14 protein-coding genes and 2 pseudogenes are annotated in these 15,701 nt (G+C 68.3%); 6 read left to right on the top strand and 10 right to left on the bottom strand.

From position 1 onward, the window contains the following. Positions 1-80: 80 nt before the first annotated feature. From CSC78_RS14510 to CSC78_RS14495, 4 genes are all read left to right on the top strand, one after another. On the top strand, positions 81-572 hold the full coding sequence (locus CSC78_RS14510) for a TPM domain-containing protein (protein WP_162338573.1): 492 nt from the start codon (positions 81-83) through the stop codon (positions 570-572). 346 nt (positions 573-918) lie between these two features. Beyond that, positions 919-1,809: a prolipoprotein diacylglyceryl transferase gene (gene lgt, locus CSC78_RS14505; RefSeq protein WP_162338572.1), complete on the top strand. Its 891-nt coding sequence runs from the start codon at positions 919-921 to the stop codon at positions 1,807-1,809. Continuing rightward, the gene (locus CSC78_RS14500) at positions 1,806-2,600 is read left to right on the top strand and encodes a thymidylate synthase (RefSeq protein ID WP_162338571.1); all 795 of its coding nucleotides are present in this window, start codon (positions 1,806-1,808) and stop codon (positions 2,598-2,600) included. The genes lgt and CSC78_RS14500 overlap by 4 nt, the downstream gene beginning before the upstream one ends. A 5-nt stretch (positions 2,601-2,605) precedes the next feature. Beyond that, positions 2,606-3,100 (top strand): dihydrofolate reductase, encoded by a 495-nt coding sequence (locus CSC78_RS14495; RefSeq protein WP_162338570.1) that lies wholly within the window; start codon positions 2,606-2,608, stop codon positions 3,098-3,100. A 198-nt stretch (positions 3,101-3,298) separates the two neighbouring features. On the opposite strand, the gene CSC78_RS14490 is transcribed toward CSC78_RS14495, so the two are convergent. The 10 genes and pseudogenes from CSC78_RS14490 to CSC78_RS14445 form a co-directional block, all read right to left on the bottom strand. Then, positions 3,299-3,940, bottom strand: coding sequence for a DUF1287 domain-containing protein (locus CSC78_RS14490; RefSeq protein ID WP_162338569.1), 642 nt, complete (start codon positions 3,938-3,940; stop codon positions 3,299-3,301). 11 nt (positions 3,941-3,951) lie between these two features. Next, positions 3,952-4,797 (bottom strand): annotated as a pseudogene (locus tag CSC78_RS14485) (symmetrical bis(5'-nucleosyl)-tetraphosphatase); the annotation flags it as partial. A 10-nt stretch (positions 4,798-4,807) separates the two neighbouring features. Continuing rightward, entirely contained in the window at positions 4,808-5,188 is a 381-nt protein-coding gene (gene apaG, locus CSC78_RS14480) for a Co2+/Mg2+ efflux protein ApaG (RefSeq protein WP_162338567.1), read from the bottom strand. 57 nt (positions 5,189-5,245) lie between these two features. Continuing rightward, complete coding sequence (gene rsmA, locus CSC78_RS14475) at positions 5,246-6,034, bottom strand: 16S rRNA (adenine(1518)-N(6)/adenine(1519)-N(6))-dimethyltransferase RsmA (protein ID WP_162338566.1); 789 nt, start codon at positions 6,032-6,034, stop codon at positions 5,246-5,248. A gap of 46 nt (positions 6,035-6,080) precedes the next feature. After that, positions 6,081-7,055 (bottom strand): 4-hydroxythreonine-4-phosphate dehydrogenase PdxA, encoded by a 975-nt coding sequence (gene pdxA / locus CSC78_RS14470; protein WP_162338565.1) that lies wholly within the window; start codon positions 7,053-7,055, stop codon positions 6,081-6,083. Positions 7,056-7,074: 19 nt separating this feature from the next. Continuing rightward, positions 7,075-8,385 (bottom strand): annotated as a pseudogene (locus CSC78_RS14465) (peptidylprolyl isomerase); the annotation flags it as partial. After that, the gene (lptD, locus tag CSC78_RS14460) at positions 8,382-10,850 is read right to left on the bottom strand and encodes an LPS-assembly protein LptD (protein ID WP_162338563.1); all 2,469 of its coding nucleotides are present in this window, start codon (positions 10,848-10,850) and stop codon (positions 8,382-8,384) included. The pseudogene CSC78_RS14465 and the gene lptD, both read right to left, overlap by 4 nt. A 125-nt stretch (positions 10,851-10,975) precedes the next feature. Then, positions 10,976-11,884: a histone deacetylase family protein gene (locus CSC78_RS14455; protein WP_162338562.1), complete on the bottom strand. Its 909-nt coding sequence runs from the start codon at positions 11,882-11,884 to the stop codon at positions 10,976-10,978. Between the two features lie 115 nt (positions 11,885-11,999). Further along, positions 12,000-12,557 (bottom strand): cob(I)yrinic acid a,c-diamide adenosyltransferase, encoded by a 558-nt coding sequence (locus CSC78_RS14450; protein WP_162338561.1) that lies wholly within the window; start codon positions 12,555-12,557, stop codon positions 12,000-12,002. 21 nt (positions 12,558-12,578) lie between these two features. After that, positions 12,579-13,181: a hypothetical protein gene (locus CSC78_RS14445; RefSeq protein ID WP_162338560.1), complete on the bottom strand. Its 603-nt coding sequence runs from the start codon at positions 13,179-13,181 to the stop codon at positions 12,579-12,581. Between the two features lie 97 nt (positions 13,182-13,278). Here CSC78_RS14445 and ubiH point away from each other — a divergent pair, with 97 nt between their 5' ends. Together ubiH and CSC78_RS14435 are read left to right on the top strand one after the other, a co-directional pair. Continuing rightward, complete coding sequence (gene ubiH / locus CSC78_RS14440) at positions 13,279-14,487, top strand: 2-octaprenyl-6-methoxyphenyl hydroxylase (RefSeq protein WP_162338559.1); 1,209 nt, start codon at positions 13,279-13,281, stop codon at positions 14,485-14,487. Next, positions 14,484-15,671: a UbiH/UbiF family hydroxylase gene (locus CSC78_RS14435; protein WP_162338558.1), complete on the top strand. Its 1,188-nt coding sequence runs from the start codon at positions 14,484-14,486 to the stop codon at positions 15,669-15,671. Before ubiH ends, CSC78_RS14435 begins: the two co-directional genes overlap by 4 nt. The last annotated feature ends 30 nt before the right edge of the window (positions 15,672-15,701 follow it).

Raw genomic sequence — 15,701 nt, 5'->3', positions numbered from 1 at the left:
GGTGGAGGCGGCTTCGGCGGAGGCGGCTGGGGCGGTGGTGGCGGCATGTCCGGAGGCGGTGGCGCCTCGGGGAGCTGGTGATGCGCCTGCTACGGCATCTGTTCGCCCCTTCGTCGCGCCGGTTGTTTCCCGAGGACAGCCTGCAGCGGATCACCGAGGCGATTGCGACGGGTGAGCGCCAGCATCGCGGCGAGGTGATGTTCGCGGTGGAATCGAACCTGCCACCCGGCGCGGTAGTGGCCGGCATGGAAGCGCGCGACCGGGCGCAGGACGTGTTCGTCCGCCTGCGCACCTGGGACACCGAAGCCAACAACGGCGTGCTGATCTACCTGTTGCTGGCCGACCACCGTATCGAGATCGTCGCCGACCGTGGCCTGGCAGGGCGCGTGAGCGATGCGGAATGGGCGGCGGTCTGCCGGCTGATCGAGCAGGAGATGCGCGCGGGGCATCCCGAACAGGCCGTCATCGACGGCATCCGCGCGGTATCGGACCTGCTGGCGATGCACTGGCCGCAATCCGACGGGCAGCCGGACGAGGACGAACTGCCCAACCGGCCGCACCTGCTGGACTGAAACCGGCGCCGTGTAACGCGGAGCTCGCTCGACAGCCGGTGGTTCCGGGTGAGGGCCCAGCCGAGCAAGCTCGGCTCTACGAAGGCAACCGCATCGGCTGGATGGATATCGACGCCGTAGAGCGGAGCTTGCTCCGCTGCCTTGGCTCCGGACGCCTGCCCAGCCGAGCAAGCTCGGCTCTACGAAGGTGCCGCATTGGCTGGATGGATACCGATGCCGTAGAGCGGAGCTTGCTCCGCTGCGCTGGCCCCCAGGCGGGCAAGTCGGGCGCCACGGGAGCGCCAGTCATCCACGCGCGGACCGGCTGGGGCAAAATAGCCCATCCCCACCGGCCACGCCGAGGCGCATGATCTACCTCCACCAGATCGATCCGATCATCTTTTCGCTGGGACCGGTCAAGCTGCACTGGTACGGCCTGATGTATCTGCTTGCGTTCATCACGGCCTGGTGGCTGGGCCGCCTGCGCGCGTCGCAGGGACGCCTGCCCGGCGTCAACGCGGACGCGTTCTCCGACCTGTTGTTCTACGCCATGCTCGGCGTGGTGCTGGGTGGTCGCATCGGCTACGTGCTGTTCTACGGCTTCGGTACCTTCCTCGACAATCCGCTGTCGATCTTCAAGGTGTGGGAAGGCGGCATGAGCTTCCATGGCGGCCTGCTCGGCGTGATGGCCGCGGCGCTGTGGTGGTCGCGCAAGCACCGGCTGCATTTCTTCGACACGATGGATTTCGTGGCGCCGCTGGTGCCGCCGGGCCTGGGCTTCGGCCGCCTCGGCAATTTCATCGGTGCGGAGCTGTGGGGCAAGCAGACGCACAGCGACTGGGGCGTGATCTTTCCGACCGACCCTGCCCTCCGCTCGTTGGATGCCGCACAGCTGCAGGCGCAGTACGCCGCTGGGGCGCTGGACCCGTTCGCCCGTCATCCTTCACAGCTCTACCAGGCCTTCCTCGAAGGGTTGGTGATGTTCGTCGTGCTGTGGGCGGTCTCGCGCAAGCCCCGGCCGCGTTATCTCGTCTCCGGCCTGTTCGCGCTGTTGTATGGCGTGTTCCGTTTCATCGTCGAGTTCGTGCGCGTCCCGGACGAGGGCATGTACGTCGCATTCGGCTGGCTGACCAAGGGCCAGATCCTCAGCGTACCGCTGGTGCTGCTGGGCCTGTACCTGCTGTGGCTGTCGCGCCGCGCGCCGACGCTGCAGCCCGTGGTGCCTGTGCCCAACGACGGCAAGGAGAAGACCGTATGAAGCAGTACCTCGACCTGTTGCGCCACGTGCTGGAGCAGGGCGCCGAGAAGTCCGACCGTACCGGCACCGGCACGCGCAGCGTGTTCGGCTGGCAGATGCGCTTCGACCTCAACGAAGGCTTCCCGCTGGTCACCACCAAGAAGCTGCACCTGCGCTCGATCATTCACGAGCTGCTGTGGTTCCTGAAGGGCGAGACCAACATCGCCTACCTGAAGGACAACAAGGTCAGCATCTGGGACGAGTGGGCCGACGCGAATGGCGAACTGGGACCCGTGTACGGCAAGCAGTGGCGCAGCTGGGAAGGCGCCGACGGAAAGACCATCGACCAGATGCAGTGGCTGGTGGACGAGATCAAGCGCAACCCGGACTCGCGCCGGCTGGTGATCAGCGCCTGGAACGTGGCCGAGCTGCCGAAGATGGCGCTGATGCCCTGCCATTCGCTGTTCCAGTTCTACGTGGTCGACGGCAAGCTCAGCTGCCAGCTCTACCAGCGCAGCGGCGACATCTTCTTGGGCGTGCCGTTCAACATCGCCAGCTACGCGTTGCTGACGCACATGGTGGCGCAGGCGACGGGTCTCGGCGTGGGCGATTTCGTGCACACGCTGGGGGACGCGCACCTGTATTCGAATCACTACGACCAGGCGCGCGAGCAGTTGTCGCGCGAACCGCGCGCGCTGCCGAAGCTGCACCTCAATCCCGACGTCACCGACCTGTTCGGCTTCACCTTCGACGACATCGAGATCCACGGCTACGACCCGCATCCGGCGATCAAGGCGCCGGTGGCGGTCTAGGTCCTGTGCGCGTCTCGCTGATCGCGGCGCTCGATCGCCACCGCGCCATCGGCCGCGACAACGACTTGCCATGGCGCCTGCCCGACGATCTGAAGCGCTTCAAGGCGCTGACGCTGGGCAAGCCGGTGCTGATGGGGCGCAAGACCGCCGAGTCGCTTGGCCGCGCATTGCCCGGACGGTTGAACCTGGTGCTGACCCGCAGCGGTCGCGTGCCTTTCGAGGGCATGCAGGGCGTGGCTTCGGTCGAGCAAGCGATCCGGATCGCGACGGAGCAGGGAAGCGACGAACTCTGCGTGATAGGCGGCGGCGAGGTGTATGCGTTGACGCTGGACCGCGCCGATGTGCTGCACCTGACCGAAGTCGATACCGTGGTGGACGACGCGCATGCGTTCTTTCCGGCGTTCGATCCCGTGGACTGGCGCGAAGTCTCGCGCGAAGTGCATCCGGTAGATGCGAAGCATGCGCTGCGCTTTGACTTTGTCGAGTACAGGCGTCTCTGACAGCGCGCGATGCGCAGACGAAAGTGGGCGTGTCATTCCGGCAGCCCTCAACGGCAAGCCTGACAAGGTCGGAATCCACGTTGCTTGCAGTCGAATCAGTGCGAGCGGAGGCACAATGGATTCCGGCTTTCGCCGGAATGACGATATGAACTCCCGCACTTTCCGCATCTGGGGATGCGCGGCGTCGAGCGGCTCGCGCTACGGCAATGCGCCTTGGTCGACGTCCGCAGGCTGCCGGTAATGGCCGATGATGGCGTGGCGGAACAGGAGGTCGTCTTCCTGCGTGCCGGCGTTGATGTTGTGCAGGATCAGTGGCGTCCCGTCGTGGCTGCGGCGATCCGAGACGATGCCGATATGCAGCAGGCCGCTGCCGGTGAGTTTCCACGCTACGATGTCGCCGGGCGAGAAATCGTCCGCTGAAGAGCCGATGCTCCGATGCCATCCGTTGCGTTCGAACCAACGCATCTGGTTGGGCACGCGGCGATGGTCGATGTTGCGGTCGGGCCGGCTCAGGCCCCATTGCTGCGGGTACCGGTCGAAGTGCGCCCGCATGTCGTCGTGGATCGCCTGCTGCAGGTCGAGTCCCTGTGTGCGCAACGCGCGTATGACCACATCCGTACAGACGCCGCGATCGGACGGCACATCGCCGCCGGGGTACGACAGGCTGAAGTAGGTCGGGTCATACAGGCGCACCACGCCGACCTGCGCACGTGCCGCGGCGACCAGCGGGGGCGAGATGGTGGGAGGCGCATCCGGCGCGGCAGCGACCGGCGTTTCGTCACGGCAGGCCGCGACTACCAGCAGCATCAGGCACAGCGTCGACAGCCGCGCCCGCCGCATGTTCAGTCCTTCGGCAGTTCGCCCTTGGGCGGAGGTGGCACGTCGCGGCCGGGCACCTGCACCAGCCGGATGTCGTCGGTATCCAGTTGCAACGCCGTGAGCTTGCCGCCCCACACCGCGCCGGTATCGATCGCGTGGACACCGTGGCCGATCATCAGGCCCAACGTGGACCAGTGGCCGCAGACGATCTTGAGGTCGCGCTCGGCGCGGCCCGGGACTTCGTACCACGGATACAGGCCCTGCGCCTGCCGGCCAGGTGCGCCCTTTTCCTCGATCGCCATTCGTCCGCGTGGCGTGCAATAACGCATCCGCGTGAGCACGTTGATGATGGCGCGTGCGCGATCGTAACCGGACAGGTGCGGCGCCCAGTTCGGCTTGTCGCCGTACATGTTGCGGAACAGCTTGCGGTAGGCATTGCCGTGCAGCTGCTGCTCCACCTCACGCGCATGCTTTTCGGCCAACGCCGTGGTCCACTTCGGCGCAAGGCCGGCATGCACCATCATCCAGCCGAGCTCGCGGTCCACGTGCACCAGCTTCTGCATGCGCAGCCAGTCCAGCAGCACGCGGGCGTCGTCCGCCAGCACCACACGCTGCAGGTCGGGATTGACCTTGCGTTGCTCATCCGGCGAGCGTTCGCCGATGGCGAGCAGCGACAGGTCATGGTTGCCGAGCACCGTCGTGCTGTGGTCGCGCAGCGAATGCACCAGCCGCAGCGTCTCCAGCGACTGCCCGCCGCGGTTGACCAGGTCGCCGCAGAACCACAGGCGGTCCTGCGCGGGATCGAAGCGGATCTTCTCGAGCAGCCGCTGCGTGGCGTCGTAGCAGCCCTGCAGGTCGCCGATGGCCCAGACCGTCATCGCGGCGGACTCAGTGCAGCGTCCGCGGGACGGACAGGGTGAACTGCGCGATGGGAGCGTCGAAACGGGTGCCGTCGTCGGCCAGCATGTCGTAGCTTCCCTGCATGGTCCCCAGTGAGGTCTCGAGGATGGCGCCGGAGGTGTAGCGGAAATCCTCGCCCGGCCTCAGCCAAGGCTGCTCGCCGACCACGCCTTCGCCCTCGACCGTTTCCACCTTGCCGTTCGCATCCGTGATGACCCAGTGGCGGCGCAGCAGCTGCGCAGGCACGCGGCCACGATTGCGGATATGGATGGTGTACGCGAACACGTAACGCCCGTCCTCGGGCGTGGACTGGTCGTCCAGGAAGCGCGTGGCGACATCGACGTCGATGGCGTAGTCGGGGGAATCCATGCGGGAAGTGTATGCAATGGCGTGTAAAAGCGGAAACAAGGCGGTGATGCAGCGCGATCAGCCTTCCGCAGGCAGGTTGGCGAGGCGGACGAAGCCCTCGACCTCGATCTGTTCGGCGCGCGCATCGGGGCGCAGCCCGGCGGCTTCGATCTGCTCGGTTGAGCAGGTGCCACCCAGCGCATTGCGCAGGGTCTTGCGACGCTGGCCGAAGGCGGCCCGCACGACCTCTTCGAAGCGGCGATGGTGGGCGATGCCGATGGCCGACGCGTCGCGCGGCACCAGGCGCGCAACGGCGGAGTCCACTTTCGGCGGGGGGCGAAACGCGCCTGGCGGCACGACGAACAGCGAGTCGACGCGGCAGTAGGCCTGCAGCATCACGCTGAGCCGGCCGTAGACCTTGCTGCCAGGCTCGGCAGCCATGCGGTCCACCACCTCCTTCTGCAGCATGAAGACCATGTCGTGGATCGATGCGGCGTGTTCGATGGCATGGAACAGGATCGGCGAGGACAGGTTGTAGGGCAGGTTGCCGACGAGCCGGATCTTCCCGTCGCCGGCGAGCTTGCCGAAGTCCACGTCCAGCACGTTCTTGTGGACGATGGTCAGACGGCCGACGCCTTCCGAGGCCTCCATCAGCGGCGTGATCAGGTCGCGGTCGAATTCGATCGCCGTCAGTTCGCCGTGCTTCCGCAGCAGCGGAAAGGTGATCGCACCCTGGCCCGGCCCGATCTCCACGAGCCGGTCGCCGGGCTGCGGGTTCACCGCCATCACGATCTTGTCGATGTAGCTGCGGTCGGTCAGGAAGTGCTGGCCGAGGGACTTCTTGGGGGGAGCCTTGAAATGCGACATGCGGGAATTATGCGGGAAGGTCGCATCTTCCGCCGGCGAGCGGCGGTCAGCCCGTGCGCTGGGCTGCCATGCGCGCGCAGGTGGCGACGGCGGCGAAGAGGCTGGACGGGTCCGCGACGCCCTTGCCGGCCAGGTCGAGCGCCGTGCCGTGGTCGACCGCCACGCGCGGATAGGGCAGGCCCAGGGTCAGGTTCACGGCCTGCTCGAAGCCGCTGTACTTCAGCACCGGCAGGCCCTGGTCGTGGTACATCGCGACCACCGCATCGAAACCGCACAGCTTCTGCGGCAGGAAGGCGGTATCGGCGGGCAGCGGTCCTTCCAGGCGCATGCCGTCGGCGCGCAGCGCGTGCAGCAGCGGTTCGATGACCTCGATCTCCTCGCGCCCCAGAAGCCCGGCTTCGCCCGCATGCGGATTGAGGCCGAGCACGGCGATGACGGGATCGGCGATGCCGAAGTCGCGGCGCAGCGCGGCGTGGGTGATGCGCAGCACCTGCGCCAGCGCTGCATGGGTGATCGCGTCAGGCACGTCGCGCAGTGGCAGGTGAGTGGTCGCCAGCGCGACGCGCACGATGTCGTTCGCCAGCATCATCACTACCGGCCGGCCGGCATGGTCGGCGAGCAGCTCGGTGGTACCGCTGTAGGCGATGCCGCCGGCATTGATCGCGGCCTTGTGCACCGGGCCGGTGACCAGGCCATCGAGTTCGCCGCGCAGGCAAGCGTCGGCCGCCAGTGTCAGTGCATCGATGACCGCGCGTGCGTTGCGCGGGTCGGTCTTGCCGAAGGCGTTGAGTGCCGCATTGGGGACGGGCCGAAGGCGCAGATCGCCTGGCTGCGAGGCGACCTCGTGTTCAACGAGCAAGCGGAGTGGAAGGCCAAGTGCGTCGGCGGCGGCGCCGAGCGTGGCGGCGTCGCCGAAGGCGAGCAGGGTGCAGTCCTGGCGGCGCTGCTGCGCCAACCGCACGCAGAGCTCCGGTCCGATGCCGCCAGGCTCGCCCGGGACCAGCGCCAGCCGGGGCGTCATGTCAGCCGCCCGGCGTGGTCTCGGCGCGGTCGCCGGTGCGGAAGCTGACGTAGGCTTCGCCACGCAGCTCCTGCAGGTAGCGGTTGTATTCGTCTTCCGCCTTGCGGCGGCCGATGGTGTCGCGCACCTGGGCACGACGGTTCTGGTCGGTCACGTCGGTCTGGCGGCTGCCCACGCGCTGGACGATGTGCCAGCCGGCATCGGTGCGGAACGGTGCGCTTACCTGGCCATCCTGCAGGCCGGTGACTTCCTTGCCGAATGCGGGACCGAAGGCATCGGCCGGGAACCAGCCCAGGTCGCCGCCGTCGTCGCGGCTGTTCGCGTCCTCGGTGGATTCCTTGGCCACGGCGACGAAATCGGCGCCGCCGGCGATGCGGGCGCGCAGGGTGTCGATCTTCGCCTTCGCGGCTGCCGCATCCTGGGTGTCGGTGATGCGCACCAGGATGTGGCGCGCGTTGTATTCCTCGACCGAACGCTTCTCGGCCTGCGCGGCGTCGCGTACTTCCACGAGCTTCAACAACTGGAACCCGCTCGGTCCGCGGAGGGGGCCAACTACCTGGCCTGGTGTCATGCCCTTCAAGAGCTCGACGAAGACGGTGGGAATTTCATCGACGCTGCGCCAGCCGAGGTCGCCACCTTCCAGTGCGTTGGGGCTATCGGAATAGCGCACGGCTGCGGCGGAGAAGTCCAGCTCGCCCTTGTCCACCAATGCCTTGACACCCTCGACCTTACCCTGGCCTGTGCTGATCTGCTCGGCATTTGCGCCATCGGGCAGCGCGACCAGGATGTGGGCCAGGCGGTACTGCGTGCCACTGGCCGCCTGCGCGGCCAGGGCGGCGTCAACCTCGCCCTCGCTGACGTTCACACGGGTCTGCGCGAAGCTCTGCTTGAGGCGCTGGATGGTGATTTCGTCGCGCAGCGAGTTGCGGAACTCCGGAAACGACATGCCGTCGGCTTCCAGCCGCTGGCGCAGGCCGTCCGGGGTGGTGCCGTTCTGCTGGGCCACGGCCTTGACCGCGTTGTTGAGATCGGCGTCGTTGACGCGTACGCCGGTTTCCGCGGCACGTGCGACCTGCAGCTTGACCAGCACCAGGCGCTCGAGCACCTGGCGTTCCAGCACCGCGCGCGGCGGCAGCTGGCCGGGCTGGTTGGCGTACTGGGTCAGCACGTTCTGCACGGCGCGGTCGAGCTCGCTCTGCAGCACCACATCTTCGTTGACGACGGCGGCGATGCGGCCCAGCGGCTGCAGGGTCTGCGCCGTCACGGGCGCGGCGACCGTCGACAGGGTCAGCAGGCCGGCGATCAGGAGGCGGGAAAACGGCTTGGTCATGGCATCGGATCCGGAGCGTAGGTGGTGTCGTCCGGACGCGGCGCGATATTGCTCGGTGGGACGAGATAGAGGTCGTCTCGGTAGTAACCGAGGATAGCACGGCGCAGGGTCCGGTCCGTGTCCTGGCCGGCCGAGCCCAGGCCCTTGAGGACGAACTCGAGCTGGAAGCCCGTGTTCATTTCGCCCTCGCGGTTGCGCACATAGCGGCGCACCAGCGCGCGCACGGCGAGACAGCAGCTGTCCCATTGCACGCCGGCGACGCCTTCCAGCAGGCCGGGCTCGATGTCGCGCGCTTCATTGCGGTAGAACGAATGGTAGTAGCGGCCGACCACGCTCCAGGCCGGCGTCACCGGATACAGGAACGAGAAGTCGGCCTGTTCCAGCACATCGCGGCGGCGACGGTAGCTGAGGTTGACCACGCCGTCTTCCGGGAGCAGGTAGCGTGCGCGCACGCTGGCGAGATCCTCGCGGCGGAACTTCGGATCCCACTGGTAGGACGCGCCGATGGTCCAGCGGTCGGTCGGGGCGTAGTTCGCGTCGACCACCCAGGCCGACTTGCCCTTTTCCAGCGGAACTTCGTTGGGCGCCGTCACCCGGACATCATCGAAGTAGCGGATCTGGCCGATGCTGGCCGACAATCGCTCGAAGCCGTCCTTCTGTCGCAGCAGGCGCGTCGTGAGCGCCAGGGTCAGCTGGTTGGCATCGGTCTGGCGGTCCGGCCCAGTGTAGCGGTTGTCGCGGAACAGCTGGCCGTAGCTGAAATTGAACGGGCGCGAGTCGAAGATCGGCAATCCGTCCTGCTCGCGATACGGCGCGTTGAGGTAGAACAGGCGCGGTTCCAGCGTATGCAGGAAGCGGTCGCCCTTGATCTCGGTCTCGCGGTCGAAATAGACGCCCGCATCCAGCGAGCCGATCGGCAGACTGCGGCTGGGCGAGCGGTCGTAGAACTCGGCGATCTGTGCGGCACTGACGGGCTGGTTGGACGGGATGCCGTAGGCCGCGCGAGCGCGATTCGTGGCGATGGTCTGGGCCAGGTCGGCCTCGAGCCGGTACTCGGTGTGGCGGTAGGCGAGCGTAGGCGTGATGTACCAGGCTGCGCCCTGGATGGGGAACGAAACGGTCGGCTTGAGATCTAGGCGGCTTCCGCCATCTTTCTCATCGTGCTGGAACTTCGCGGCCTCCACATGCCCGCCCACCGTCATCCATCGGCTCAGTGGCTGATTCCAGTTGAGATAGAGGCGTGGCAGGCGATTGTAGGGAAGCGAACGCTCGCTGCTGAGGTAGTCCGCCAGCTGCCAGTGGTCGGCCATCAGGCCGGCGGTCCAGTACTCGCCGGAGCCGTAGATGCCCACGGTACTGGTCACTGATGACGATGATTGGCCATATAGCGAATTGCCGAAGTCCTCGCGGTACCGGGCGTCGCTGAGCCAGGTCAGGTTCGCGCGCGCCTGCCAGTTCCGGTTGAACCGGTGGGAACCGACATACGAGAAGAAGCCGCGTCCGTCGTCCGGATCGGGATTGTTCGGATTCAGCGGGTCGTAGGTCGACTCGCCCATGCGGTCGCGGACCAGGTCGTCCTTGTTCATCCAGGTGCCCTGGATCTCGCCGCGGCCCTTCTTGTACAGGTAGCGGAACTCGGCGCCCAACTGGAAGCCGCGCTCGCTCATGTAGCGGGGCTCGAGCGTGGCGTCGTAGTTCGGCGCCAGGTTCAGGTAGATGGGCTGCTTCCAGTCGAAGCCGTTGCGACCCGACAGGCCGATAGCCGGATACAGCAGGCCGGTGTGGCGCTGGTCGTCGATGGGGAATTTCAGGTACGGCACGTACAGCACCGGCACCTTGCCCAGCCGGATCGTCGCGCCGCGCGCCACGCCCCAGCCGTCGTCGGTATTGATGTCGATGCGCCGGGCGCGCAGGTCCCAGCGCCGGTCCTCGGGGTCGCAGGTCGAATAGGTCGAGTGCAGCAGGCTGCCTTCCGGCCCCTTCATGTCGATGCGGTCTGCGCCGCCGTTGCCGCGGCGCGACACCAGCTGGTAGCGGACGTTGTCGATCTGGTGGGTATCGGTTTCCTGGTTGCCACGCGCCGTGTCGGCCACCAGGCGGATGCCGGTGTCCTGGTAGCGGATGTGGCCATCGGCGACGTAGGTGTCCTTTTCCTGGTCGTACTTCAGGTTGTCGGCGCCCAGGAACTGGTCGCCGCGGCTCAGGGCCACGTTGCCCTGGTACTCGAGGTTGGACTCCGTGCCGCCCAGGCTGTCGCCCTCGATGGAGGTCGACTGTTCGGCGCGCTGCTCGCGGGTCGCCTGCGGGGTGCCGGATGCCACGGGTTGCGGGGCGCCACCGAAGGCCGGGATGACGTCCTGGATCGGGCAGAGCGCCCAGCTTTCAGGCTTCTCATCGTCGGCGAGTGCCGGCAGGCACAGGGCGATGCTGAAGGGCAACGGGAGCAGGCGGAGGGCGGTGCGCACGCGGTGCTGGGCTCGCTGTCGGACGAAAAACGGCCGTTAGCTTGCCCCATCCCATGCATGCGGGCAATGAAGGCTTCCGGGCGATGTCGGGCAGGGTTCAGCGACCGACCCGAGGTCCTTGCGGGTCAGCGGAGTTCGTCCACGTGCACCTTCGCGGAGTCGCGCAGGGCCTCCAGGTCGTACCCGCCTTCGAGCATGGAAACGACCCGGCCGCCGGCGTGGCGTCGCGCCACGTCGCGCAGCTGCCGGGTGATCCAGCCGAAATCTTCGGTCTCCAGCATCAGGTCCGCCAGCGGGTCGCGCATGTGGGCGTCGAACCCGGCCGAAATGAGCACCAACTGGGGCTTGAAGTCGTCCAGGGCCGGCAGCAGTTCGTCGGCCCAGGTGTTCTGGAAGCGGAAGCCGCCGCTGCCCGGCGGCAGCAGGGCATTGAAGATGTTGCCCGCGCCGCGCTCGTACGGGGCGCCGCTGTGCGGGTAGATGCCGGATTCGTGGGTGCTGAAGTAGGCCACGCGCGGGTCGTTGTAGAAGATGGCCTGGGTGCCGTTGCCGTGGTGGACGTCGAAATCGATCACCGCCACCCGCTCCAGCCCGTGCTTGTCGCAGGCATATGCTGCGGCCACGGCGATGTTGTTGAACAGGCAGAACCCCATCGCCGCCGTGCCGGTCGCATGGTGGCCCGGCGGGCGAACGGCGCAGAACACCGTCCGGTCGTCGCCGTTCATCACCGCGTCCACCGCGGCCACGCCGGCGCCGGCGGCCCGCAGCGCCGCTGCGCGGGAGGCCGGGCAGATCACCGTGTCCGGATCGAGCATGCGGTAGCCGGCGATGTCGGCTTCCAGTACGTCGTGCACCAAGGCGTCGTCGTGCACGCGGCGCAGATCGCCCAGCTTCACGATGGGCGCTTCGCGCCAGTCGGCGTCGGCGTGGTGCGCGCGCAGGGCCTCGAGCACGACTTCCAGCCGCGCCGGACGCTCCGGGTGCTCAGGACCGGGGTCGTGCAGCAGGCAGGCGGGGTGCGTGTAGATGATCAAGGTGCCGGCGTTGCCCCGTCAGGGCGGGAACCGCCTCTCCCGTTGGATGTCCGGCTCCATTCTATGCGCCGCACCGGCCGGGCCGGCATCCGACCTTGGAGGGATACGCACGGCCTCAGGAGTGCCGGCGCTCGTGCTTCCACAGCACCTCGCCCTGACCGTCGGCACGGGCCAGCACGCGGGCCAGCACGAACAACAGGTCGGAGAGGCGGTTGAGGTAGCGGATCGCTTCCGGCCGCACCGCATCGTGGCGGGCCAGGGTGACGGTCTCGCGCTCGGCGCGGCGCACGATGGTGCGGGCCAGGTGGCAGCGCGACGCCGCTTCGCCGCCGGCCGGCAGGATGAAGTCCTTCAGCGGCGGCAGGTCGTCGTTGTAATGGTCCAGCTGCCGCTCCAGCGCATCCACATCGTCGCCGGTGATCGCGGCATGGCCCGGGATGCACAGCTCACCGCCCAGGTCGAACAGCTGGTGCTGCACCGTGGTCAGCAGCGCGCGTATGTCGTCCGGCACGCTGGGGACCGCCAGCAGCACGCCGATGGCCGAATTGGCTTCGTCCACCGTGCCATAGGCAGTGACGCGCGCGGAGTCCTTGCCCACGCGCGTGCCATCGCCCAACCCCGTGCTGCCGTCGTCGCCGGTGCGGGTGTAGATCTTCGAGAGACGGTTGCCCATCGGCTTGCCGGTTCGGTCCGATCAGTCGGCCGTGCGGCCGTGCGGCTTGGCCAGGCGCACGACCTGCTCGACCACCACGTGCACGATGACGGCCAGGCCAACGTAGATCGCGGCCACGCGCAGGTAGGGCACGTACCAGTCGCTGAAGTTCTTCCACCAGCCGGCCAGCGTCGGCTCGCTGACCACCGGGCTCAGCCAGTAGAAGCTGCCCTGGCTCAACAGGTGGCAGACGGTGACCGACACCAGCAGGCTGCCGACCAGCAGCGCCAGCGTGCGGCCGTGGTTCGCGGTCTGATGGCGGCGCAGCAGGGCGCCACCGGCCCACATGGCGCCGTAGGCCGGCAGCAGGAACCAGTACGCCGGCGAGACGCAGTAATGCGTCCAGAAGTTGATGCCCTGGCCGCTGATCACGACGTAGTCCACGGCGACGGCGGCGGCCATGAACAGCGGGAACGCCCAGCGCGACCAGCCGCGCAGGTAGTAGCCGCCGATGAAGAACGCGGCCCAGCTGGCATCGGGCAACGGGCCGATGTGGCCGAACGTGGTGGGCAGGTGCAGGCGCGTCAGCACCAGCAGGGCGGCGATCAGCGTCAGCACGAGGACGCGTTGGACAGTGGTGTTCATCGGCACGGTTCCGGAGACTCAGCCCCGCATTCTACCGGAGCCCGTGCATCGCATGCCCACGGACGGGGCGCCGGAGGCGGGGCGCTATCATGGCGGCATGACAGAACGGCATGACGTGGTGATCGTGGGCGGGGGGCTGGTCGGTGCCAGCCTGGCCATCGCCCTGGACCGGCAAGGGCTTGATGTGGGACTGGTCGAGGCCACGCCGACGGGCCAGATGCCCGCCGTGTTCGACCAGCGCAACCTCAGCTTCGCCGCGGCGACGGTCAACGCGCTGACGTCGCTCGGCGTGATGCAGCGGCTGCGCACGCCCACCGGGCCGATCCGGCGCATCCACATCAGTCGCCAGGGCGACTTCGGGCGGGTGAAACTCGATGCCGGCGACTATGGTCGCGACGCGTTCGGTCAGGTGGTGGTGGCGCGGGACTTCGGCGAGGCGCTGGAGGCGCGGCTGGATAGGTTGTCGCAACTGACCCGGTATCGGCCGGCACGCTTCGTCGGCTTCGCGCAGGACGAAGCAGGGCATCGTGCGCTGCGGATCGCCGATGGCGATGGCGAGCGCACGCTGCAGGCCCGCCTTGTCGTGGCCGCCGACGGTACCCGCAGCGCCGTGCGCGAGGCGCTCGGCATCGGGGTGGACGAACACGACTACGGCCAGACGATGTTCGTCGCCCGCGTGCGTGCCACGCAGGCACCGGACGGCACCGCGTACGAACGTTTCTGCGATACCGGACCGACCGCCCTGCTGCCACGTGGCGACCGCCACTGGGGCGTCGTGCACGGGGTCGCGCGGGAAGACGCAGATGCGGTCGCCGCGTTGGACGACGCGGCCTGGCTGGCACGTCTGCAGCACGCCATCGGCTGGCGCATCGGCCGCCTGATCGGCAGCGGCGAACGCAGCGTGTACCCGATCGTCCGCGTGGTCGCACAGCGGCTGGTCGCCGAGCGCGCGGTCGTGCTCGGCAATGCCGCACAGACGATCCATCCGGTCGGCGCGCAGGGCTTCAACCTCGGCCTGCGCGATGCGCTGACGCTGGCCGAGGAGATCGCCCGTCGCGACGATCCTGGTGATGCGGACAGCCTCGCGGCCTATGCCGCGCGCCGTAGCGAGGATCGCGGACGCACGCTGGCGTTCTCCGACGGCCTGGCGCGCCTGACCGCCAATCCGTCGCCGCTGTTGAAGCCGCTGCGGAGCCTGGGCCTGGCGGCCGTGGATGCGCAGCCCTCGCTGCAGTCGTTCCTGGTCGGCGGTGCGATGGGCTTCCGTGGCGATGTACCGGCGTTGTGCCGCGGGGAGGCCGCATGAAGCGGCGTGGACAGATCGATGTCGCCGTCGTCGGCGGCGGCGTGGTGGGGGCTGCCTGCGCCCTGGGGCTGGCGCGCGAAGGACTCGAGGTGGTGCTGGTGGAAGGCCGCGAGCCGCCACGCTGGTCGCCTGCGCAGCCGGATCTGCGCGTCTACGCGTTCGCGCCCGACAATGCGGCGCTGCTCGACGAGGCTGGCGTGTGGAACGCCGTGCGCGATGCGCGCGCGCAGCCCTATCGGCGCATGCGGGTCTGGGATGCCGGCGGCGGCGGCGAACTGCGGTTCGATGCCGATACGCTGGGCCGCACGCAGCTGGGCTGGATCGTCGAGAACGCGCTGCTGGTCGACCGGCTATGGGCCGCGTTGCCGGCGGCCGGCGTGCAGGTGCGCTGCCCGGCGCGCGTGGAGGCGATGGAACAGGACGAGGCCGGCGTGACGCTGCGGCTGGACGACGGTACGCGCATCGATGCGCGATTGGCGGTGGCGGCGGATGGCGCCGATTCCACTTTGCGCCGCCTCGCTGGCCTTGACGTCGCTGCGCACGAGTACGCGCAGCGTGGCGTGGTGGCGTTCGTCCGTACCGGCATGCCGCATGAAGACACCGCGTGGCAGCGTTTCCTGCCGACGGGACCCCTGGCCTTCCTGCCGTTCGCGGACGGGCTCAGCTCCATCGTCTGGACCTTGCCGGATGACGAAGCGCAGCGCGTGCTGGCGCTGGACGATGCCGCATTCGGCCGGGAACTGACGCTGGCCATGGGCGGCACACTCGGCCAGGTGGACGCGGCCTCGCCCCGCGCGGCCTTCCCGCTGAAGCGGCAGCTGGCGAAGGACTACGTCGCCGGCCGCGTCATCGTCGCCGGCGATGCCGCGCATGTCGTGCATCCGCTGGCGGGGCAGGGCGTCAATCTCGGTCTGCGCGATGTCGCCGCGCTGCGCGACGGCATCCGTGCCGCGCAGGGCCGGCGTGCCGACTGGGCCGCGCCGCATCGCATCGAGCGCTGGGCACGCCAGCGCCGCAGCGAGAACGCGACCGCCGCCTACGCCTTCGACGGCATCAACCGGCTGTTCTCCACCGACGAGATGCACCTGACCCTGCTGCGCGGTCCGCTGCTGGGCCTGGCCGGCAAGCTGCCGCCGCTGGTGGATTTCTTCTGGCGGCACGCCGCGGGACAGCGCGCCCGCTGACGCATGCGCGAGCGGCATGCGGTAGCCTCA

Origin of the sequence: Pseudoxanthomonas japonensis (assembly GCF_010093445.1) — a bacterium.
Taxonomy (GTDB): Bacteria; Pseudomonadota; Gammaproteobacteria; order Xanthomonadales; family Xanthomonadaceae; genus Pseudoxanthomonas_A; species Pseudoxanthomonas_A japonensis.
Note: the sequence above shows the minus strand (reverse complement) of the source record. Positions and strands in the feature narration are given on the sequence as shown.

Excerpts from the sequence above, each read along its gene's own strand:
- CSC78_RS14510 (WP_162338573.1), top strand. The coding sequence starts at position 81 with ATGCGCCTGCTACGGCATCTGTTCGCCCCTTCGTCGCGCCGGTTGTTT.
- lgt (WP_162338572.1), top strand. The coding sequence starts at position 919 with ATGATCTACCTCCACCAGATCGATCCGATCATCTTTTCGCTGGGACCG.
- CSC78_RS14500 (WP_162338571.1), top strand. The coding sequence starts at position 1,806 with ATGAAGCAGTACCTCGACCTGTTGCGCCACGTGCTGGAGCAGGGCGCC.
- CSC78_RS14490 (WP_162338569.1), bottom strand. The coding sequence starts at position 3,940 with ATGCGGCGGGCGCGGCTGTCGACGCTGTGCCTGATGCTGCTGGTAGTC.
- apaG (WP_162338567.1), bottom strand. The coding sequence starts at position 5,188 with ATGGATTCCCCCGACTACGCCATCGACGTCGATGTCGCCACGCGCTTC.
- rsmA (WP_162338566.1), bottom strand. The coding sequence starts at position 6,034 with ATGTCGCATTTCAAGGCTCCCCCCAAGAAGTCCCTCGGCCAGCACTTC.
- pdxA (WP_162338565.1), bottom strand. The coding sequence starts at position 7,055 with ATGACGCCCCGGCTGGCGCTGGTCCCGGGCGAGCCTGGCGGCATCGGA.
- CSC78_RS14450 (WP_162338561.1), bottom strand. The coding sequence starts at position 12,557 with ATGGGCAACCGTCTCTCGAAGATCTACACCCGCACCGGCGACGACGGC.
- CSC78_RS14445 (WP_162338560.1), bottom strand. The coding sequence starts at position 13,181 with ATGAACACCACTGTCCAACGCGTCCTCGTGCTGACGCTGATCGCCGCC.
- ubiH (WP_162338559.1), top strand. The coding sequence starts at position 13,279 with ATGACAGAACGGCATGACGTGGTGATCGTGGGCGGGGGGCTGGTCGGT.
- CSC78_RS14435 (WP_162338558.1), top strand. The coding sequence starts at position 14,484 with ATGAAGCGGCGTGGACAGATCGATGTCGCCGTCGTCGGCGGCGGCGTG.